This window comes from Ilumatobacter sp., assembly GCF_041688325.1.
In the GTDB taxonomy this organism is placed as follows: domain Bacteria; phylum Actinomycetota; class Acidimicrobiia; order Acidimicrobiales; family Ilumatobacteraceae; genus Ilumatobacter_A.
On record NZ_JBDNIJ010000302.1, the window covers coordinates 21,347 to 42,052 of the forward strand.

At 62.7% G+C, this 20,706-nt stretch carries 20 protein-coding genes; 1 reads left to right on the top strand and 19 read right to left on the bottom strand.

Annotation, left to right across the window (positions count from 1 at the left end):
• Nucleotides 1-33: 33 nt before the first annotated feature.
• Genes ACH2EI_RS15955 through def form a run of 4 tightly spaced genes read right to left on the bottom strand, consistent with a single transcriptional unit; the run spans nucleotide 34 to nucleotide 3,206 of the window.
• The gene (locus ACH2EI_RS15955) at nucleotides 34-519 is read right to left on the bottom strand and encodes a molybdenum cofactor biosynthesis protein B (RefSeq protein ID WP_395153946.1); all 486 of its coding nucleotides are present in this window, start codon (nucleotides 517-519) and stop codon (nucleotides 34-36) included.
• Complete coding sequence (locus ACH2EI_RS15960) at nucleotides 516-1,823, bottom strand: transcription antitermination factor NusB (RefSeq protein ID WP_395160757.1); 1,308 nt, start codon at nucleotides 1,821-1,823, stop codon at nucleotides 516-518. Before ACH2EI_RS15960 ends, ACH2EI_RS15955 begins: the two co-directional genes overlap by 4 nt.
• On the bottom strand, nucleotides 1,820-2,650 hold the full coding sequence (locus tag ACH2EI_RS15965; protein WP_395160759.1) for a methionyl-tRNA formyltransferase: 831 nt from the start codon (nucleotides 2,648-2,650) through the stop codon (nucleotides 1,820-1,822). Before ACH2EI_RS15965 ends, ACH2EI_RS15960 begins: the two co-directional genes overlap by 4 nt.
• A gap of 13 nt (nucleotides 2,651-2,663) precedes the next feature.
• Entirely contained in the window at nucleotides 2,664-3,206 is a 543-nt protein-coding gene (gene def / locus ACH2EI_RS15970) for a peptide deformylase (protein ID WP_395155091.1), read from the bottom strand.
• 19 nt (nucleotides 3,207-3,225) lie between these two features.
• Here def and ACH2EI_RS15975 point away from each other — a divergent pair, with 19 nt between their 5' ends.
• The gene (locus tag ACH2EI_RS15975) at nucleotides 3,226-3,912 is read left to right on the top strand and encodes a class I SAM-dependent methyltransferase (protein ID WP_395155090.1); all 687 of its coding nucleotides are present in this window, start codon (nucleotides 3,226-3,228) and stop codon (nucleotides 3,910-3,912) included.
• A gap of 76 nt (nucleotides 3,913-3,988) precedes the next feature.
• Here ACH2EI_RS15975 and ACH2EI_RS15980 read toward each other — a convergent pair whose 3' ends face one another.
• The 15 genes from ACH2EI_RS15980 to efp all read right to left on the bottom strand — a co-directional run bounded on the left by ACH2EI_RS15980 (nucleotide 3,989) and on the right by efp (nucleotide 20,698).
• Entirely contained in the window at nucleotides 3,989-5,734 is a 1,746-nt protein-coding gene (locus ACH2EI_RS15980; RefSeq protein WP_395155089.1) for a hypothetical protein, read from the bottom strand.
• Between the two features lie 34 nt (nucleotides 5,735-5,768).
• A complete protein-coding gene (gene metK, locus ACH2EI_RS15985; protein WP_395155088.1) occupies nucleotides 5,769-6,956 on the bottom strand; it encodes a methionine adenosyltransferase in 1,188 nt (395 codons plus the stop codon).
• A 59-nt stretch (nucleotides 6,957-7,015) separates the two neighbouring features.
• Complete coding sequence (coaBC, locus tag ACH2EI_RS15990) at nucleotides 7,016-8,221, bottom strand: bifunctional phosphopantothenoylcysteine decarboxylase/phosphopantothenate--cysteine ligase CoaBC (RefSeq protein ID WP_395155087.1); 1,206 nt, start codon at nucleotides 8,219-8,221, stop codon at nucleotides 7,016-7,018.
• A gap of 19 nt (nucleotides 8,222-8,240) precedes the next feature.
• Nucleotides 8,241-8,573, bottom strand: a complete 333-nt coding sequence (gene rpoZ / locus ACH2EI_RS15995) for a DNA-directed RNA polymerase subunit omega (RefSeq protein ID WP_395155086.1) — start codon at nucleotides 8,571-8,573, stop codon at nucleotides 8,241-8,243.
• 100 nt (nucleotides 8,574-8,673) lie between these two features.
• Complete coding sequence (gene gmk, locus ACH2EI_RS16000; RefSeq protein ID WP_395155085.1) at nucleotides 8,674-9,216, bottom strand: guanylate kinase; 543 nt, start codon at nucleotides 9,214-9,216, stop codon at nucleotides 8,674-8,676.
• Between the two features lie 25 nt (nucleotides 9,217-9,241).
• A complete protein-coding gene (mihF, locus tag ACH2EI_RS16005; RefSeq protein ID WP_395155084.1) occupies nucleotides 9,242-9,550 on the bottom strand; it encodes an integration host factor, actinobacterial type in 309 nt (102 codons plus the stop codon).
• Between the two features lie 4 nt (nucleotides 9,551-9,554).
• On the bottom strand, nucleotides 9,555-10,466 hold the full coding sequence (locus ACH2EI_RS16010) for a dihydroorotate dehydrogenase (protein ID WP_395155083.1): 912 nt from the start codon (nucleotides 10,464-10,466) through the stop codon (nucleotides 9,555-9,557).
• Between the two features lie 7 nt (nucleotides 10,467-10,473).
• Nucleotides 10,474-13,842 (bottom strand): carbamoyl-phosphate synthase large subunit, encoded by a 3,369-nt coding sequence (carB, locus tag ACH2EI_RS16015; RefSeq protein WP_395155082.1) that lies wholly within the window; start codon nucleotides 13,840-13,842, stop codon nucleotides 10,474-10,476.
• A complete protein-coding gene (carA, locus tag ACH2EI_RS16020; RefSeq protein ID WP_395155081.1) occupies nucleotides 13,842-14,981 on the bottom strand; it encodes a glutamine-hydrolyzing carbamoyl-phosphate synthase small subunit in 1,140 nt (379 codons plus the stop codon). Before carA ends, carB begins: the two co-directional genes overlap by 1 nt.
• Before the next feature lie 75 nt (nucleotides 14,982-15,056).
• Nucleotides 15,057-16,355, bottom strand: a complete 1,299-nt coding sequence (locus tag ACH2EI_RS16025) for a dihydroorotase (protein WP_395155080.1) — start codon at nucleotides 16,353-16,355, stop codon at nucleotides 15,057-15,059.
• On the bottom strand, nucleotides 16,352-17,296 hold the full coding sequence (locus tag ACH2EI_RS16030) for an aspartate carbamoyltransferase catalytic subunit (protein WP_395155079.1): 945 nt from the start codon (nucleotides 17,294-17,296) through the stop codon (nucleotides 16,352-16,354). Before ACH2EI_RS16030 ends, ACH2EI_RS16025 begins: the two co-directional genes overlap by 4 nt.
• Nucleotides 17,296-17,853 carry a bifunctional pyr operon transcriptional regulator/uracil phosphoribosyltransferase PyrR gene (gene pyrR, locus ACH2EI_RS16035; RefSeq protein ID WP_395155078.1) on the bottom strand — a complete coding sequence of 186 codons (558 nt, stop codon included), beginning with the start codon at nucleotides 17,851-17,853 and terminating at the stop codon, nucleotides 17,296-17,298. The genes ACH2EI_RS16030 and pyrR overlap by 1 nt, the downstream gene beginning before the upstream one ends.
• A gap of 118 nt (nucleotides 17,854-17,971) precedes the next feature.
• Nucleotides 17,972-19,648: a DUF2079 domain-containing protein gene (locus ACH2EI_RS16040; protein ID WP_395160761.1), complete on the bottom strand. Its 1,677-nt coding sequence runs from the start codon at nucleotides 19,646-19,648 to the stop codon at nucleotides 17,972-17,974.
• A 57-nt stretch (nucleotides 19,649-19,705) separates the two neighbouring features.
• Nucleotides 19,706-20,113 (bottom strand): transcription antitermination factor NusB, encoded by a 408-nt coding sequence (gene nusB, locus ACH2EI_RS16045; RefSeq protein ID WP_395155076.1) that lies wholly within the window; start codon nucleotides 20,111-20,113, stop codon nucleotides 19,706-19,708.
• A gap of 21 nt (nucleotides 20,114-20,134) precedes the next feature.
• Nucleotides 20,135-20,698, bottom strand: coding sequence for an elongation factor P (gene efp / locus ACH2EI_RS16050; RefSeq protein ID WP_395155075.1), 564 nt, complete (start codon nucleotides 20,696-20,698; stop codon nucleotides 20,135-20,137).
• Between the last annotated feature and the right edge of the window lie 8 nt (nucleotides 20,699-20,706).

Genomic DNA, 20,706 nt, shown 5'->3' on the forward strand with positions numbered 1-20,706 from the left:
CTCACGAGAGCCGGACGGATAAATCGAAGTTGGTTAATGCGTGTTGTCGGCGTCGTGGAGCAGCCGGAGGGCGTGCGGCAGCACGTCGAGGATCGCATCGAGTTGTTCGACGCAGCCCGTTGTACTTCCCGGCGTGTTGACGATGATCGCGTTGCCCCTGATGCCGGCAAGACCCCGCGAGAGTCGCCCGAGCGGATTGCAGAGTCGCATCGCTTCGGCCAGGCCTGGCGCGTCTCGTTCAATCACGCACCGCGTGCCCTCAGGGGTTTGGTCCCGCGGCGCGAAGCCGGTGCCGCCCGTCGATACGACGAGACCAGCGAACTGGTCGGTCATCTCGGTGAGTGCGGCTGCCACATTGTCGGTGCCATCGGCGATGACGCGTTGCTCGACGACGTCGAAGCCAGCGTTCGTGAGATGTTCGACCAGTGCAGCGCCACTCTTGTCTTCACGTGTGCCGTGGATGACACCGTCGCTGCAGGTCAACACCTTGGCCTGCTGAGGGGGCAGCGTTGCGCTCATAGGGTCCGACGGTAGCGAATCAGCACCATTCCATCAGTGTCTGCATCGTGCGGCAGGACACGCCAGCCTTGGCCGTACGACCGCCACTCGCCCGCCGGCGGGGTTGCATCATCGACTTCGAAGCCCTCGGGCGTCGGGTGATCGATCGATTCCTCAGCGGTGACGGTGCAGACGCTGTAGATCAACCGGCCGCCGGGCTTGACGAGCGAAGCAGCTGCCAACAGCAGCGAACGCTGCAGCACAGCAAGTTCAGTGATGTCTGATGCCTCGATGCGCCAGCGCGCATCCGGACGGCGGCGGAGTGCGCCGAGGCCAGAACACGGTGCGTCAAGGAGGACCGCATCGAAAGCTCCAGGTCGGAACGGCGGGGCCGTGCCATCGCCAGTCACCACGGCAATGTCAAGGTCAAGCTTGTCGGCGTTCTCACGCACAAGTTCGGAACGCCGATGTCGCATATCGGCGGCGACAACGATGGCACCGGCGCCAGCGATCGCTGTGGCTTTACCGCCGGGCGCGGCGCACATGTCGAGCACCATCTCCCCTGCTGTGGCCTCAACAGACGCTGCGACCCACTGTGACGACTCGTCTTGCACATAGCCATCAGCGCGAGTCGTGACCGACGGCGGCTCGTTCATCTGCAACATCGTGGCAACGGCCTCGTCGCCGAGCTCAGCAGTCAGACGATCCGCCAGCCAGTTCGGATAGCTCAGCCGAGAAGCCTCCGAGGGCCAGGTCATCTCGTAGATCGGGTTGTCGGCGACTCTGCGCAGCACCGCGTTGATGAAACCGCGCGTCTTGCCGGGTGCGAGGTCGACCGTTGCACTCACGGCCGCGTGAGCAGGAACGCCCGCATAGGCCAGCTGGTAGGCGCCGAGCCGAAGAATGGACCGGGTTTCGTCATCGGGCGGTTGGCTGACGAACCGGTCAACGATCGCATCGCATGCTCGGCGCATTCTCGTGGAGCCGTAGACGAGTTCGGTAGCGAATCGACGATCTTGGTCGCTCAGATGTGATGCAGCAAGCGTCGGGCCGAGCACCAGGTTCGCGTACGCCCCATCGTGTTCGATCCGTTGCAAGACATCGAGCGCGAGTTGTCGGGCATTGGTATGCCCCGTGGGAATCTTGTCGTTCTCGAGTCGCCCGGTGGCGCTCCGTGGCTCGTGTTCGGCGTTGCGACGCGCCTCCGGGTCAGTTCGACCTTTGTTGTTCCAGTCTTCGCTCTGCTTTGCAGCACGCCGCTGTTTGCGGTTCAGCGGCTTCGACGAATCAGCCGCTGGCCCTGTCGGTGCGTCCCAGACGCTCACAGCTCACCAAACAATTCATCGTCAGTGGGCTGCGCGCCGTGACGCCACGCCGCGAACTCCATGGGGCCTTTTCCTTCGGGCTGCACGGTCACGAGGGCCAACTTTCCATCGACGAGATCAGCGGCATGAATCTTGAGGCGTTTGCCGCGGAACATTGTCCAGGCACCACCAACTCGGATGAGACGATGGATGTGCACGACCGGTTGCGTCCAGTCGATCGCGAACTCTTCCTTGGTGAGCTTCGCGGCGTAGACGGTGTCGCCAATCTGGGTCGCTGCACTATCGATCCAGACGCCGAGCGGGTCAGACAGCGTTTTGACGAGCAGCTCACACGCCGCATCGACCAACTCAGAGCGCAGCTCAGCAGCTGTTGATGTCGCACCGATCGGCACGACAGTCTCGGCGTAGATTCCGCCGGTGTCGAGACCCTCTTCGAGTCGCATGATGTCGACTCCGGTCAGACCGTCGCCAGCCAGAAGCGCCCGCTCCACCGGTGCCGCACCTCGCCAGCGCGGCAACAGCGAGAAGTGCGCATTGATCATTGGGATTGCGTCGAGGATGTGTGGCTTGATCAGGCGTCCGTAGGCAACGACGACACCCAGCTCAGCACCGTCGGCCACTGCGCCAAGCACGTCGTCGGGCTCGTGCGACACTGCGATGTCGAGTTCGAGTGCTGCGGCCTTGACCGGGCTCGGCGACAGGGCCGAACCTCGCCCCCGTTTCTTATCGACTCGGGTGACGACGAGCAGGATTTCATGACCTGCTGCATGCAGCGCTTGGAGGGGCGGAACCGCCATCTCGGGCGTCCCGAGGTAGACGATCCTCATCAGTCGAACCAGCTCAGGACAGGCCGAGACGCTTACGCAACGGCTGACGTTGCTGGACCCCGGCGGCAGCTTGTTCTTCCATGCGCCGATACTCGCGCATGGCTTCTTTGCGCTGGTCGCCTTCGAGCCGATCGAACATGAGGACGCCGTTGAGGTGGTCGATCTCGTGTTGGAACATCCGGGCTTCGAGCTCGTCGGCTTCAATCTCAATAATCTCGCCGTCGAGGCTGACGCCGCGTACCAAGACCTGCTTGGGACGAAGCATCTCCACGTAGAGCCCGGGAATCGAGAGACAACCTTCGTCAAACAGCCACTCGCCATCGGACTCGATGATCTCGGGGTTCACGATCGCCAACGGATCGTCGCCAAAGTCCCAGACGACCACTTGCTTCTGCACGCCCACCTGGGGTGCAGCGAGCGCCAGACCGTTGCCGGAATCGACGAGGGTGTCGAACATTTCGTCGACAAGGCGGATGACTCTGCCGTCGACGTTCTCGATCGGTGCGGCCTTTGTTTTCAGCACTGGATCGCCGTATGTCCTGATCTTGTACGACATTCCTGCCAGGCTACGGCCCGTGAGCTCTGATCCCGATACCGACGCCCAGACCGGAGCCGAATCAACTGGCTCGACGAGCCCCGACGCTCACTACTTCGACGACGACCCGACGGTGCCGTCTGACCCCGTGACCATTGACGTCATGCTCCCGGACACGGCGTTTACGTTGGAGACCGATCGAGGCGTGTTCAGCCGCGGGCACGTCGACACCGGCACGAGTCTGCTGCTGCGTGCTGAGCTTCCAATTGCGTCCACGGGCCATCTCCTCGACCTTGGAGCTGGGGCCGGACCCATTGCCCTGGCGATGGCGCGCCGCTCCCCCAACGCCACCGTGTGGGCGGTCGACATCAACAGCCGCGCCCGCGATCTATGCACCCGCAACGCCGAACGAAACGGTATTACCAACCTGCGCGCTGTCGCACCCGGTGACGTTCCAGCCGACATCCGGTTCGCCACGCTGTGGTCGAATCCGCCGGTACGAATCGGCAAGCCTGCGATGCGCGCGCTCCTGCTGGAATGGCTTGCGCTCCTCGACAACGATGGCATTGCCGCACTCGTCGTCCAGAAGCATCTGGGTGCCGACTCGTTGCAGCGTTGGCTGCAATCCCAAGGGCACCTGACCGAGAGGATTGCTTCCAAGGCCGGGTTCCGACTTCTCAGCGTCAGTCCGAAGTCGGCTCACGCCCAACCATCGCCGGAGCGCTGACGGTCAGATTCGTCACGATCGGTCAAGGCCATGATTGGAATCGCCGAGGAGCCCCAACATCGATGAGGTGCAGGACCTACAGCCGAGGCGGATCGATCTCGATACGGAGTCGGCTGCCTTTTGGACGCTCGGTTGCATTGAGCGCCGCACCGAGCGTCATCCAGTCGTCGGCTCGTACGACGTAGCCAGTCGCATCGTCGCCTCCGACTTGCACGTTCGACTCAAGCTGTCCAACCAGCTCCGATGACCCGGGGCCCGTGACGCTGGCAAGCGCACCGAACGGGGGGAAACCGAGCATCTCGCGCCGTTCTCGTTCGACTCTGGTCACTTCGTCAGGGTGACCTGCGGCCGCTGCTTGCAGCACGACATGGTCGGGCATAAAGGTCTGGATCAGCACCTCGGGCGCCAACCGACCGGCTCGGATAATGAGCGACAGCGCCTGCTCGGCGGCCCGGAACCTTGGTGCGAGCATCTCGGAGTCGAATTCGAGGAAGGCGACGACATCGGCAGACGGCACGCGGTAGAGCGCCGCTTCGGTGCCGACGTAGACCCCGGCTGCGGGTGGGCGTTCGGTGTCGGCCCCAGTGATCTCGACGACCTGCCGGGCTGCCGCGCCTTCGAGTTCTTCGCGCAACCTGCTGACGCCAGGGCGGAGGTTTGCGAAGTTCGAAGCCCCGCAGGCCTGACACACAGCTGGCCGGTCAGTGCCGCAACGGGTACACGACAGCACGTTGTCAGACGTCAGCCCGACCGCTGCGTCGCAGATCTCACAGCGGATCAGCACCTCGCACGACCTGCATGCCAAGACACGGGCTCGGCCGGTGATGTTACTGATACAGACCACCGTGAGATCGGGGTTGCGTATCCGGTCGATCAACGTCGAGGTGACGAGCGACTTCTTCCACGGCTCCTCGTTCGTTCGATCGACGATGGTGATCTTCGGCCACGCCGCCCGCTCGCGCGTGAACGGCGGGTGGACAACACCCGACTCCCCGGCCGCCGTCACGACTGCGGTGAGCGATGGCGCTGGCGAGATCAGTACATGCGGAATGCCGCTTCGGCGGCATCGTTCGACCAGGACGTCGCGCGCATGCCAGGTCGGCGCTCGTTCTTCCTGCAAGGCTTCGTCGTGCTCGTCGATGACGACAGCCGATGCCATGTCCGGGCAGGGCGCCCATGCAGCAGATCGCGGGCCAATCACCACGTCGACCCCACCCCTCGCTGCCGCCCAGTCATCAGGCATCAGTGCCACAGACACGCCCAATCGTCGGAGGCGCGTCGCCAAGGTCCGTGCATCGCTGATTGTCGGTGTCACGACGAGCGTCGGACCGTGGGCTATGACCGAGCGAAGGGCGGGGAGGACATCGCTCAGCGGCGGCAGCCGCAGCACTCCCCCGCCGGCGGCCAGCAGCTCGGTCGTCGCTGGCGACGACGGTACGAGAACCGGGGTCGTGCGTCGGTCAGGTGGCAAGGCCGTGATCGCCCGGGACGGGGACGCCGCAACGAGAAACGGCCGAGACCGTCGGGCTGCCCAGCGGATCGACGCCCACTCGGCGAGTTCGAACAACTCGACGTCGGGACCGTGCCCTGTGACCTTCGCGATCCGTTTCAACGATGTTCGATCGACCGCAGCATCGTCGACATCGACGATGTCGCTGATCCAACCGCCGATCCGTCGACCATGCAGTTCGACTCGGACAATGGTCCCGATCCGAACCGGGCCGAAGTGCGCCGGGACCTGCAGGTCGTCAGGAATGAGATAGTCGAAACTCTTGTCCAGCCCGGTGACGTTGGGCAAGACGCGAGCGACGCGGCCGGTCACACTGTGCCTGGCACAGTGTGACCGGTCATCACAATCAGGCGCCGACAGCAGCCTTGAACTCGTCGAGACGACCGAGTTGCTCCCACGGAAACTGCTCGCGGCCGAAGTGGCCGTACGCCGCCGAGTCCTTGTAGATCGGACGCAAGAGGTCGAGATCGCGGACAATCGCACCCGGACGCAGGTCGAAAATTGCCCGAACGGCGGCTTCAATCTTGGCTGGGTCTTCTTTGGCCGTGCCGAAGGTCTCGACGAGGATGCTCATGGGCTGCGCCATACCAATGGCATAGGCAAGCTGGATTTCGCAGCGATCGGCGGCGCCAGAGGCGACGACGTGCTTGGCAACCCAGCGGCCTGCGTAGGCACCCGAACGGTCAACCTTGGACGGATCCTTGCCGGAGAAGGCACCGCCACCGTGACGACCCATGCCGCCGTAGGTGTCGACAATGATCTTGCGGCCGGTGAGACCACAGTCGCCCTGCGGGCCACCGATCACGAAGTTGCCGGTCGGGTTGATGAACACGGCGTAGTCATCATCAGCGAACTGCTCAGGGATGACTGGCCGGATGACCTGGTCGATGAGGTCCGGACGGATCACCGTGTCACGGTCGATGCCGGCCTGGTGCTGCGTCGAAATGAGCACAGCCTTGAGCGCTACCGGAACTCCGTCTTCGTAATCGAATGTGACCTGAGTCTTGCCGTCAGGCCGCAGGTAGGGCACCTGACCGCTCTTGCGGACTTCGGCCAGACGCTCTGCCAGGCGATGCGCGGTGTTGATCGGCAATGGCATCAGTACGTCGGTTTCGTTGCAGGCGTACCCAAACATCATGCCCTGGTCGCCTGCGCCCTGCAGGTTGAGCTCGTCTTCGCCGGCTGAACCGCCACGAAATTCTTCGCTCGCGTTGACGCCTTGGGCAATATCTGGGCTCTGCTCGTCGAGGGTCACCATGACCCCACATGTGTGACCGTCGAACCCCTTCTGAGCGTCGTCGTAGCCAATGCCATTGATCGTGTCGCGTGCAATGCGCTGGATGTCGACGTACGCCGTGGTCGTAATCTCGCCAGCAACGACGCAGAGACCGGTGGTGACCATGGTTTCGCAAGCAACGCGTGCGTGGGGGTCCTCGGTGAGGATTGCATCGAGCACAGCGTCGGAGATCTGGTCAGCAATCTTGTCGGGATGGCCCTCGGTGACTGATTCAGAGGTGAAGGTGTAGTTGGCCATGTTGTTGGTCCGCTTTGTCCTGTCAGAAGTGTGGGAAAAGAATGGGATCGTTGATGGTGTCAGCGAGCATCGCGAAGAGCGATGATTGCGTCGATCACCACCCGGGCGATATCTCGCTTGGAAGCAAGGTCGATCTCGACAGGCTCCGCGTCAGGCCGCAGCAGCGTAACCGCGTTTGTGTCATGAGCGAAGCCAACCCCGGGCGCACTGACATCGTTCGCAACGATCAGATCGAGATGCTTCTTGTCGAGCTTCGACTGGGCGTTGGCGACAAGGTCATCGGTCTCGGCCGCGAAACCGACCAGCACTTGGCCGACACGCTTGTTCGAACCAAGGCCAGCCAGGATGTCGGGCGTCGGTTCCAGAATGATCTTGGGGGCGCCATCGCGTTTCTTGAGTTTGCCCTCAGCAACCTGGGCTGGCCGGAAGTCAGCAACCGCGGCTGCCATCACGACCACGTCATGCGTCGCAGCGGCCTGCTCCATGGCGGCTTGCATCTGTGCAGCGGTTTCGACCGGAACGATGCGGCAGCCCTGCGGCGTTGGCAAAGAAACGGTGGTCACCAGCGTGACCGAAGCCCCCCGGGCTGCAGCTTCGGCAGCCACGGCGTAGCCCTGCTTGCCGGAACTGCGATTAGCGATGACCCTGACCGCATCGATCGGTTCGCGTGTGCCGCCAGCTGAGACCACGACGCTGACACCAGCCAGATCGGCGGGGCCGAGCACACGTTCGGCGGCGGCAACGATCGATTCGGGCGAGGCCAGTCGGCCAGCACCTTCGTCGCCACCTGCAAGGCGCCCAGATTCGGGCTCGACAATGTGCACGCCTCGCGAGCGAAGCACCGCGATGTTGTCGACGACGCTGGGGTGCTCCCACATCTCCGTGTGCATGGCAGGGCAGACGATGACCGGGGCACGGGTCGCAATCAGTGTGTTCTGCAGTAGATCGTGGCTGTAGCCCATCCGATACGCAGCAATCGACTTGGCGGTAGCCGGAGCAACGATGATCAGATCGGCGCCCTGGCCGACGAACGTGTGAGGAATCGGCGATGTCGCGTTGTGCCACAACTCGGTCTGCACCGGCTCAGAGGCGAGCGCGCTCAGGGTGGTCGTGCCGACGAAGTGGTGTGCCGCCTCAGTCATGATCGGCACCACGTGGGCGCCCGCGTCAACGAGACGGCGTGACACTTCAATGGCCTTGTAGGCAGCAATGCCGCCCGTAACTCCGAGGACGATGCGCTTGCCAGCGAGGGGCGACGCACTCATCGGAACGTTGGAGCGGTGCTCAGCCCTCGGCGTCGACTGCTGCGTCAACAGCGGTCTGCGCTTCGGCGTCGGGGTCTTCTTCCGCCACGACTTCTTCGACCGGCACAGGAGCTGCGGTCCAGACGATCTTGTCAGCAGCGATTTCTTCGAATGCCATCGAGAGTGGCTTATGCGCTGTCGACGACACCTGCGGAGGGATCATGTGGCCGAGGCCATCACCCAGCTGGTTGAAGTACGAGTTGATGTTGCGCGCTCGGCGAGCTGCGAGCGTGACGAGGGTGAACTTTGAATCGACCTTGTCGAGGAGCGTCTCGATAGGAGGATCAATCATCGTGTCGTGATCAAGCGCCATAAGACTGACCATGCTACCGGACATCGCACCTCAGGCGGCGCCACGCGTGTGCCAGCCGCTCGCAGGACCTGCGGTGCGCAACGCAAGGCCATGCTGCCGCTCAGCGGGCTGCGTCGATAATCGCCAGCATCTCAGCAATCGTGTCTTCGAGGTCGTCGTTGACCACAACGTGGTCGGCCAACTCGCGCCCAATTGGCTCTTCCTGTTCGGCCTTCTTCAGGCGTGCGAGGACCTTGTGGTCAACGTCACCGCGGCCGCGGAGCCGTCGCTCTTGTTCTTCGCGGCTCGGAGGCAGCACAAAGATGAGCATGACGTCCGGGTGGATCCGTTTGACCTGTTGGGCACCGTCCACCTCGATTTCAAGGACGATGTCGCGACCGTTGACGTCGGGAGCAGACTCATCGGGCACCGGCGTTCCGTAGTAATTCCCGAGGAACTCGGTCCATTCGAGGAAACCACCAGCGCCGATATGCGCTTCGAACTCAGTAGGTGTGACGAACACGTAAGCGTCGTCGGCTTCACCCGGGCGTTGGTCCCGGGTGGTCCAGGAACGGCTCAGCCACAGCCCGTTATCACGTTTGACCGCCGCATCGACGATCGTGCCTTTGCCGACCCCACCGGGGCCACTGACGACGACGATCATGCGGAAAGAAGCCTCACGAAGTGCGTCAGCCGAGATGGCTGAGCAGGGAGGCACGCTGCTGCGCACCGAGCCCTTGCACACGACGATTGTCGGCGATACCAATTTCTTCCATCAGCCGACGGGCTTTGACCTTGCCGACCCCGGGGAGCGATTCGAGCATCGAAACGACCTTAAGTTTGCCGACGTTTATATCGTCGGAATCAAGTGCCTCAACGAGCGACATCGACCCCATTTTCAGGCGGGCTTTGATCTCAGCGCGAGCGGCGCGAGCCTGGCCCGCTTTGACGAGAGCTGCGGCCCGCTGCTCTGGTGTCAATAGTGGAGGTGTAGCCATGAACTTACACTAACGCGGACAGATCGCTGATGCGTCGGATCTTGCGTTTTGTGGCCCATTCCACAAGCTCACGCTGGACGTTTGCAGCTGCCCGAGGATCCGCAAACGTTGCAGTTCCGACCTGAACGGCGCTCGCTCCCGCCAGAAACATCTCCACGGCGTCCCAACCAGAAGCGACTCCCCCGACGCCGATAATCGCCAGATCGGGAAGCGCTGCGTGCACGTCGTGGACAGCGCGAACCGCGACGGGGTGCATGGCACGGCCCGAGTAACCGCCACCGCCCGCTCCCAGCGTCGTTGCCAGCGTGTCCGGGTCATAGGCCAAGCCGAGCAGTGTGTTCACACACGTCACCGCCTCGGCACCTGCTTCGTGGACGGCGTGTGCGACATCAACGATCCTGTCGGTGTTCGCGCTGAGCTTCGCCCAGCGCGGTCGACCACACGCCGCTGTGGCTGCGATCACGTTCCTCGACAGTTCGATGTCGTGCGCGAAGATCGACCCGCGCCCTTCGAGATTGGGGCACGACAGATTGACTTCGACGGCGACCACCTCTGGCGGGGCATCGGCAAGCATTTCTGCAGCCAACTGGTAGTCCTCCAGCGACCGTCCCCAGATGCTGCAGATCACGGTGGCGCCAGTGTCGATCAACGGCGGGAGCACCTTGTCGAGCCAGTATTCGATGCCTGGGCCTTGGAGCCCGACAGCATTCAACATCCCCTGTGGGGTCGGGTGGACGCGTGGCGCCGGATTTCCAGCCCACTCGTACGGCGCAAGCGACTTGGTGACGATCGCGCCGAGAGCCGACAGGTCGACGAACGGCGCCATCTCGGTGCCGTAGCCCGCAGTGCCCGATGCCATCATCACCGGCGCGTCAAGCGTGAGCGACCCGATCTGAACACTGGTGTCAATCTTCACTCGGCTCTCACTCAACGGTGGTTCCTGTGGCGTGGTACTCCTGCAAGGACTTGACGCCGAGCAGGACTCCGTGCCGCTCGGACAATCCCTGCGCAGCTGCGATGGCAGCATCGACGGTGGTGACACAGGCAACGTGATGCAGGCTCGCCGCCTTACGGATGTGTGCGCCGTCGGCACGGCCGATGCGGCCCCGCGGCGTATTCACCACAAAATGGATCTCGCCGTTGGCAATCAGGTCGACGGCCGTGACACCTGTGCCGTCTTGCACCTTGGCCAGCACTTGATCGACTGCGACACCGAATCGGGCGAGGTATTCCGCTGTGCCAGCGGTGGCAACGACACCGAAGCCGAGGGCTTGCATGCGCTGCGCAACGACGAGACCTGCCGGCTTGTCGTGGTCGGCGAGCGACAGAAAGACCGTGCCTTCTTCAGGGAGCATGGTGCCGGCGGCGAGTTCAGCCTTATAGAAAGCCTTGCCGAACGTGTCGGCAATACCCATCACTTCGCCAGTTGACCGCATTTCTGGGCCAAGTGCCGGGTCGACTTCCGGGAATCGGGTAAACGGCAGAACGGCTTCCTTGACCGAGACGTGGCCCGTGATCGGCGGCCGGAGTAATCCTTCGTCACGCAACTCGGCCAGCGTGGCGCCGAGCATCACTCGTGTCGCAACCTTGGCCAGCGGGACGCCGGTCGCCTTGGCGACGAAGGGCACCGTCCGACTAGCACGCGGATTCGCCTCGATGACGTAGACGGTCGTACCGGCAACGGCGAATTGCACGTTGATCAGACCACGAACGTCGAGCCGCTTCGCGATCGACGCGGTGTACGCCTCCATGACCTCAATGACCCACGACGGAAGTGTCTGCGGCGGGATGGCACATGCCGAGTCACCGGAGTGCACCCCAGCTTCTTCGACGTGTTCCATCACGCCACCAATCAGCACCTCGCCCGTGTGATCGCGGATTGCATCGACGTCGACCTCGGTTGCATCCGCCAGGAACCGGTCGACTAACACGGGGCGTTCCGCGGAGAGACCACCTTCTTTGCCAAGGCTGCCGAACCCGGCGAGTTCGGCCATCGCCGCGGCCAGATGGTCTCGGTCGTGAACGATCTGCATTGCTCGGCCACCGAGCACGTAGCTGGGGCGCACAAGCACCGGGAAACCGATGCGCTCGGTGATCAGTAACGCCTGCTCGACGTTGACCGCAGTACCTCCGGGCGGCTGCGGGATGTGCAACTCGTCGCAAATTTTGTTCCAGCGTTCGCGGTCTTCGGCAGCGTCGATCGAATCGGGTGAGGTCCCCGCGACCAGCTCGAGCGGAATCTCACCTGCAAGTTTGAGTGGCGTCTGCCCACCGAGCGAGACGATCACCTTGTACGGCTGCTCCGCGTCGATGATATTGAGCACATCTTCTTTGGTCAACGGCTCGAAGTACAAGCGGTCCGAGGTGTCGTAGTCAGTCGAGACCGTCTCCGGGTTGCAGTTGACCATGATGGTCTCGAAGCCTGCTTCACGCAGCGCGAAGGACGCATGCACGCAGCAGTAGTCGAACTCGATGCCCTGGCCAATCCGGTTCGGACCCGATCCGAGGATCATGACCTTCTTGCCGTCGGAGGCGCGAACTTCAGTCTCGTCTTCGTAGGTGGAGTAGTGGTACGGCGTCTCGGCCTCAAACTCGGCCGCGCAGGTGTCAACCGTCTTGTACGTCGGCACGACGCCGGCGGCCTCGCGTGCAATCCGGACGTCGGCCTCGGCGACATCCCATTGATAGGACAACTGAGCGTCGGAGAAGCCAAGCTGCTTTGCCCGCTTCCAGTCGCGTGGAGACATCGCCTCAAACCCTGTGGCCGCGAGGTGGACGCGCTCTTCGGTGATCAGCGACATCTGATCGAGAAACCACGGGTCGATCCCCGTGCGTTCGTGGATGACCTCGATCGAAATCCCACGGCGCAACGCCTCGCCGACGTGCAGGACTCGGTCGGGTGTCGGGATCGCAGCTTGAACGAGGAGCGATTCGTCGTCAGTAAACTCGGCGATCAGGTGGTCTTCGCCAGCATGGCAGCCGAGCCCGTTGTACCCGAGTTCGAGCGAGCGAATCGCCTTCTGCAGGCTCTCGGGGAAGGTACGGCCGATTGCCATCACTTCGCCAACGGCCTGCATCTGGGTGCCGAGGATGCCAGACGCACCGGGCAGCTTCTCGAACGCCCAGCGCGGGATCTTGGTCACGACATAATCGATGGCCGGCTCAAAGCTCGCCGGCGTTGCATAGCGGGTTTGGCCTGTCCCATCAGGGGTCAGTCCCCGGCTCAGCACGGCGGCGACGGAAGGAGCTTCACCGGCTGCGTCGTGAGCAGTGATGTCGTTCGGGATTTCGTCGAGGGTGTACCCGACGGCCAGCTTGGCGGCAATCTTGGCGATCGGGAAGCCGGTCGCCTTCGAGGCCAGCGCTGAAGAACGCGACACGCGCGGGTTCATCTCGATAACGACCTGTCGACCATCGGCTGGATTGACAGCGAACTGCACGTTCGAGCCACCCGTTTCAACGCCGACACGACGGATGCAGGCAATGGCTGCGTCGCGCATCTTCTGATACTCGACATCGGTGAGTGTTTGAATCGGTGCAACGGTGATCGAGTCACCGGTGTGCACGCCCATCGGGTCGAAGTTCTCGATGCCGCAAATGATCACGCAGTTGTCGGCGTGGTCACGCATCACTTCAAGCTCGTATTCCTTCCAACCGACGATCGATTCCTCGACCAAAATCTCGTTGATCGGGCTGGCTGAGATGCCAGCCGCCGCCAGCTTCTCGAACTCTTCAACTGAGTAGGCAATGCCCGTACCACGTCCGCCGAGGATGTATGCCGGACGGATCATGGTCGGGAGGCCGATCTCGACCATGGCGACCCGGGCATCGTCCATGTTGTGAGCGATCCGCGAGCGGCATGATTCGAGGCCGATCTCGGTCATCGCAATCTTGAACTTCCCGCGGTCTTCGGCGGTCGAGATCGCCTCGGCGTTCGCGCCGATCATCTCAGGCTTGCCCGGGACGCCGATCAGGCCGCGCTCAAAAAGCTCCATGGCGATGTTCAGGCCGGTCTGACCGCCGAGTGTCGGCAGCACCGCATCGGGCTGTTCCCGGTCGATGATCGCTGCGAGCACTTCCCAGGTGAGCGGCTCGATGTAGGTCGCGTCAGCGAAGTCCGGATCGGTCATGATCGTCGCCGGGTTCGAGTTGGCCAGAATGACGCGGTAGCCCTCTTCTTTCAGCACACGGCAGGCCTGGGTGCCCGAGTAGTCGAACTCGCAGGCCTGGCCAATCACAATTGGCCCGGAGCCGATGATGAGGATCGATTCGATGTCGTTACGCCGAGGCATCAGATGCCAGCCTTCCGGTTGGTCGGAGCTGCGCTGGCAGCAATCATGTCGGCGAACTGACCGAACAGGTAGTTCGCATCATGCGGGCCGGGATTGGCTTCAGGATGGTGCTGGACGCTGAATGCCTGCTCGCCATTGACTTGCAGGCCCTCGCAAACACCGTCGTTCAGGTTGATATGGGTCATCTCGGCGATGCCGCTGAGCGAGTCGGGGTCGACGGCGAAATTGTGGTTCTGGCTGGTGATCTCAACCTTGCGGGTCAGCAGGTTCTGGACCGGATGGTTGCCACCGTGATGGCCGAACGGCAACTTCACCGTGGTCGCGCCGATGGCATGACCCAGCAGTTGGTGCCCGAGGCAGATGCCGAAAATCGGGACGTTGCCAAGCAAGCCGCGAATGGCCTCGATGGCAGACGGCGACATCGTCGGGTCACCTGGTCCGTTGCTCAAGAACACGCCGTGCGGGTTGAGCGCCAGGACGTCGCCAGCCGATGTGTCGGAGCGCACGACGTCGACTCGGCCGAGCTGCACCAGGTTGTTGACGATGTTGGTCTTCATGCCGAAGTCCATCGCCACGATCTGGATGCGGCTGTCCGGGTCGGCTGCCTCGACGGTGTAGTTCTGCGGAGTCGTGACTGTGGAGACCAGGTCGATGCCGTCGGTGCCAGGCTCGGCCTTTGCGGCTGCGAGCAGTTCGACTTCGGGTGCGCTGCCGAATGCTCCCGGTAACGCTCCGGTGGCACGAATCAGTCGTGTGAGGCGACGAGTGTCGATCCCTGCGATTCCCGGCACGCCCTGCTGCTCGAGCATCGAACCGAGGTCGCTTTCGGCGCGGAAGTTGCTGTGGCGGCGAGCGAGGTCGCGGACGACGATGCCTCGGCAGAACGTTCCACGCGACTCGAAGTCAGCGGCGCTGATGCCGTAGTTCCCGATGTGAGGGTACGTGAACGTGATGATCTGCCCGGCATAGCTGGGGTCAGTGATCACTTCTTGATACCCGCTCATCACCGTGTTGAACACGACCTCACCGGTGGCGATGCCGCTGCCCGAACCGGCCCCGGGCGCGGCCCCGATCAGTTCACCTTCGAAGACGCTGCCGTCTGCAAGAACGAGCGCCCCTTCTCGAATCGTTTTAGGCATTGTTTTTCGCTCCGTGTGGATCATTCTGCATCATCTGACTCGGCTGCATGTTCATGCAGTCTACTGGATGGTCATTCATTTCTGCGCCACTCCGTCCAACACAACGACCTCGCCATTGAAGATCGTGTGCTTCACCCGTCCAGTCAGCGGGACACCAACAAACGGTGTATTACGGCTCTTGCTCGCCAGTTGCCCCGGCACCACTTCCCACTCCTCTGCGGGATCGAATGCCGTCAGGTTCGCTGGCTCGCCGACTTCGATTGGACGGCCATGCCGATCGGCGACGCCGGCGATCTCAGCTGGCTTCCAGGACAATGCTGCAACGATGTCGACAAGCGGCATATCGAGGTGAGCAATCGACACACCCAGCGCAGTTTCCAATCCGAGCATGCCGGGCGGCGCCTGATCGAGCGGCAACTCCTTGCTCGCCGAAACATGCGGTGCATGGTCGGTGGCGATTGCGTCGATCGTGCCGTCGCGGAGTCCCTCGCGGATTGCTGTGATGTCGTCCATCGTGCGCAGCGGAGGGTTCACCTTGTAGAGCGCGCTGTACGACCTCAGGAGTTCGTCGGTGAGACTGATGTGGTGTGGGGTCGCCTCGGCAGTCACGGCGAGGCCGTCTGCCTTGGCCTTGCGGACGAGTTCGACCGAACCAGCGGTCGACAGGTGGAGAAAGTGGGCGGGTGCACCGGTGAGGCGCACCAACTCGATATCGCGGTGAACCATCAACTCTTCGGCGAGCGATGGCCAGCCGGGCAGCCCGAGATGACTGCAGCACGAACCCTCGTGCATGACTGCACCTTCGGTCAACCGTTCGACTTCGCAGTGCTGCGCCATCGTGATCCCGAGGTCGCTGGCGTACTCGTAGGCCCGGCGCATCAGCTGCGGGTCTTGGACCCCGTTGCCGTCGTCGGTGAAGAGCCGAACACCGGCGGCAGCAAGTTCGGCGAACGGCGTGAGGGTCTCGCCCTTGCGGCCGACCGTGATCGAACCCGACGGGAGCACTTCGCAGAGCCCGGCACGTTCACCCTGCTGGCGGACGAACTCGACAACGCCGACCGAGTCTTGCGTCGGATCCGTGTTCGGCATGGCAACGATGGCCGTGAATCCGCCAATCGCCGCTCCCCTGCTCCCCGTCTCGATGGTTTCCGCTTCTTCCCGGCCGGGCTCGCGGAGGTGCACATGGAGGTCAACGAAACCCGGGCAAACGACCATGCCGGCCGCATCAACGATCTGCTCGCCGTCGCTCGACAGCAAGCCGACACCGACTTCGGTGACGACTCCGTCCGCGATTCGGACATCGGCACTGCGTTCACCACCGGCGTCGATGAGCCGACCATTGGTGATCAACAGCTTCCGGGGCGTGGATTTCATGCTTCTGGGCTTCCTGCGAGTGAGTTCTCGGATCCGCTCCCGAGGAGATCGAAGAGCACGGCCATGCGGACGTTGATGCCGTTGGTGACCTGTTGGTTGATGACGTTGCCCCGGAGTTCGCTGGGGTCGACTGCCATCTCGACACCGCGGTTCATCGGACCCGGGTGCATGACGAGAACGTGATCGCCGAGGCGAGCCGCCCGCTCTGGGGTGAGGCCGAACCGAGTCGTGTACTCGCGCAGATTCGGCACGAGTGCTTCGTTCATCCGTTCCTTCTGCATCCTGAGGAGGTAGAGGATGTCGATGTCGTCGAGAACTTCGTCGAGGTTAGAGACGACATGTTCCTTGTGCGACGGTGGCAGCAGCGTGCGGGGCGAAACCCAGGTGACGTCGGCACCGAGCATCTTGAACGCCTCGGTCGTACTGCGCGCGACACGGCTGTGCTTGATGTCGCCGACCATGGCGACGCGCAGCCCGTCGAAGCCTTCAAGCCGGTTGAGTGCAGTGCGCACTGTGTACATGTCGAGCAACGCCTGCGTCGGGTGTGCATGCCAGCCGTCGCCGGCGTTGATCACGCTGGCGTTCGTCCAAGCACCAAGTTGCCAAGGTGCTCCGCTCGACCCGTGGCGAATGACGAAGGCGTCGACGCCCATCGCAGCAATCGTCTCGACCGTGTCACGCAGACTCTCACCCTTGTTCAAGCTCGACTGGCTGACGGCAAAGTTCATTGTGTCGGCCGAGAGCCGCTTGGCGGCGGTCTCAAAGCTCAGTCGAGTGCGCGTCGAGTCTTCGAAGAAAAGGTTGCAGACAGTCTTCCCACGCAGCGCCGGCACCTTGGGGTTGGGGCGACGATTGACCTCAGCCATGTGATCGGCGATCGAAAGCAGGCGGCGCAGCCCGGGCTCGCCAAGTTCGCTAATCGACAGCAGCGAGCGACTCATCAGGAGCCGCCGCCTGAGATCACGACGCCCTCTGCGGTGACGGTGACACTCTCCTCGGAGCTCGTCGGCAGGTTCTTGCCGACGTAGTCTGGGCGGATCGGCAGCTCGCGATGGCCTCGGTCGACGATCACCGCGAGCTGAACAGATTTCGGGCGGCCGTAGTCACCGATCGCGTCGAGTGCTGAGCGCACTGTTCGGCCGGTGTAGAGCACATCGTCGACGAGAACCACAGTGGCACCCTCGACCGTGAAGGTCAGGTCGCTGACCGTTCCAGGCGTCACTGGGCGCAGCCCAATATCGTCGCGGTAGAGCGAGGCGTCGAGCGAGCCGAGAAGCACGCCATCGGTCTCGGGCTCGATACGGGCAATCTCGGCAGCGAGGAGTTCAGCGACCCAGACGCCTCCGGTTTGAATGCCGACCAGAGCAACACCGGCCAGTCCACGGTTGCGCTCGATGATCTCGTGTGCCATCCGAGTGATTGCTCGGCGCACGTCGTCCGGACCCAGCACCTGCTTACCTGCAGGTTCGGCGGACTGTTCGTCGGGGGTGTTCGTCATGTTGTCCTTTCCGTGTGAGCCTCACTGGACTCACTTCACGGTTCAGAAGTTGAAGGTAGCACCGACGTCGACCGACTGAAAACACAGCAGCGAAATTCTCTGACACAAGCCACCAACCTCAGCCCGGAATGACCGGGTTTCCCGGGAGGGCAACAGATCGATCGCGCTCGTACAGGATCCAAATGTCGTTGCGGTCGACTTCATCAAAGGCGCTCGACACGAGCGCCCAGTCATCAGCAAGGTTCTCGTCTTCACTCGTCGGGAGCACCACGAACTCGATCCGGTCGGCACGATCAGCGAGCCGGGTGCCAGCAATGGCTGCGTCGGCGCCATAGAGGTCGACCCTGAACGGATTCGGAAACTGGTAAATGTCGGTGCGATAGGCCAAGTGCGGGGTGACTCGGTAGTGGGCTGCGACGGCTGCGTCGTCGGGGATGTCTGAAATGATTTCGCGCATGGTTGTCGCATAGACGTTGTCGGGATTCCCGTAGTAGAGCTGCGTCCGGCTCCACGGCACCGGCGCCCACATCATCGACGTCAGGGCAGCAGTCACAGCAAGCACTCCCATCGCCATCAACCGAGTTGGCACGAACAGTTGCTTCGCTGGGCGCTCATCAGCATCAGCATCAGCATCGTGCATGGCCAGAAGGTCGCGTTGGTCGCGAATCGTTCCGATTGCATGGATCGTGCCCATCGCCAGCGCTGGCACAGCAATGAGGCTGTAGTGGTACTCGACTTGGAACTGGTACCAGAAGGTGCTGAGGATGTTGGTGAACAGCACGAGGCCGCTGATGAGCGCCACGCTCGGCAGCCGGAGGAACAGCAGCGCGAACGGCGTGGTCATCTGCCAGATGTACCACGGGCGATTCTCGGCACGCAGATGATCGGCCAACTCGGTCGGGTTCGTGACGGCAGTCTCGACGAGCCGGGCCGCTCCCCTGAACGTACTGTCGCCGTCCTGGCTGAACGGCAGCCGCCATGCGTTGCGTGTTGGCACGCCGATCAGCCCACGCATCACGACGTACATGGCCGTGAACATGAACCCGATCGAGCCGAGAATCGTGATCAGGCCAATTCGACGATCACGGCGCAGCGCCACCCAGATCCCGAGCGGCACGATCACGAGCGACACATCCTCTTTCACCATGAGCGAGAGCACGACGAAAACGCCGTAGACGCGCCATTTGCGTTCGAGCGCGCCATAGATCGCGCAGCCGACGAGCACCCCCAGAAATGCATCGGGATGGAAGTTCTCGAGATTCGTCCACCCAACCGCTGGATGGACGAGGTACACGAGCCCACCAACGAATGCCATCCATTCTGAGCCGAGGCGCCTCCGGCCATACAGGAAAATGGGGATCGCCCCGGCGCCAATCGCGGCCGACTGCGCAAAGAACATGATCCACGCGCCCGGAGCAATCCAGTACAGCGGAACGAGAAACAGCAAGATGAATGACGTGTGGTCGCCGAACATGTTGCGGCCCATCAGCGTGACGAAGGGGGCTTGGCCACGCGACAGCAGCCACATGCCCTGGTCGTAGAGCGCCGAGTCATACGACGCGGTGCCGAGCCCATGATGGATGTCGAGACTGCGCTGCGTGAAGTACGCGGTGTAGAGCACCACAGCGAGCACCATCAGCGCCTGCGGCACCGTTCGATCACTGAGCCACTCGTTCAGCGAGCGGCGATGAGCCTTGGCAGCATCGACCGGTCGATCAGCCGCGCCTGGCCCGACCTGATCACTTGCGTCAATGGGCAGAACTGCCTGCTCATCGACGGGCAGTTGATCGGTCACCACCTCATTCTCGCAAACAATCCCGCCCGCGTTCCGTCATCAGACGGACACCGCGAGTCAGGCCTGCTCGGTGCGCAACGAGGACACGAGCGCAGAAAGCACGCCGTTGACGAATTTGCCGCTGTCGTCGGTCGAAAATCGCTTAGCCAGCGTGACGGCTTCGTCGAGGACGACCGCCACAGGGACATCAGGGCGTTCGCTCAGCTCGAATGCTCCGAGACGCAGCACGTTGAGGTCGAGCACGGGCATACGCGCCAGTGTCCAGCCCTTGGCCTTGCCGGCAATCGCCGCGTCGAGCTGCTCGGATTTGGCTTCGACGCCTTTCACGAGGTCGATCGTCATCTCGTCAGGTTCGAGCACTTGCAAGCTCAGCGCGTCACTCGGGCTGATGCCTTTGGAATGTGCTTCATAGAGGAGGTACAGAGCCCGCTCGCGAGAATCTGAACGCTCGTCCGGGCGTGACATGTTTTCAGCCATGGGGGTCGATCAGGCGCGAGCCATGTACTCGCCGGTGCGAGTGTCGACCTTGATGCGGTCACCGATGTTCACGAAGAGCGGCACCTTGACTTCCTTGCCCGTTTCGAGCGTTGCCGGCTTAGTGCCACCGCTTGATCGGTCGCCCTGCAGGCCCGGCTCCGTGATCGTGACGGTCAGCTCGACCGATGCAGCGATCTCCACGCCGATGATCTCGCCCTGGTACATCGCCACTTGCGCGATCATCTGCTCGATCAGGTAATCGGCGGCATCTCCGAGTGCTGTGCGTTGCACATTCATCTGGTCGTAGGTGCTCGTGTTCATGAACACGTAGTCGTCGCCATCGGCGTACAGGTACTGCATGTCCTGGCGGTCGACGATTGCCTGCTCGACCTTGATGCCTGCATTGAAGGTCTTGTCGATGACGGCGCCCGTGCGAGCGTTACGGATCTTGGTGCGAACGAAAGCCCCACCCTTGCCGGGCTTGACGTGTTGGAACTCGATGACTTGGAACAGCCCGTTCTCGAGTTCGAGGGTCACACCATTCTTGAGGTCGTTCACGGAAATCTGCGGCATGGGAGTCT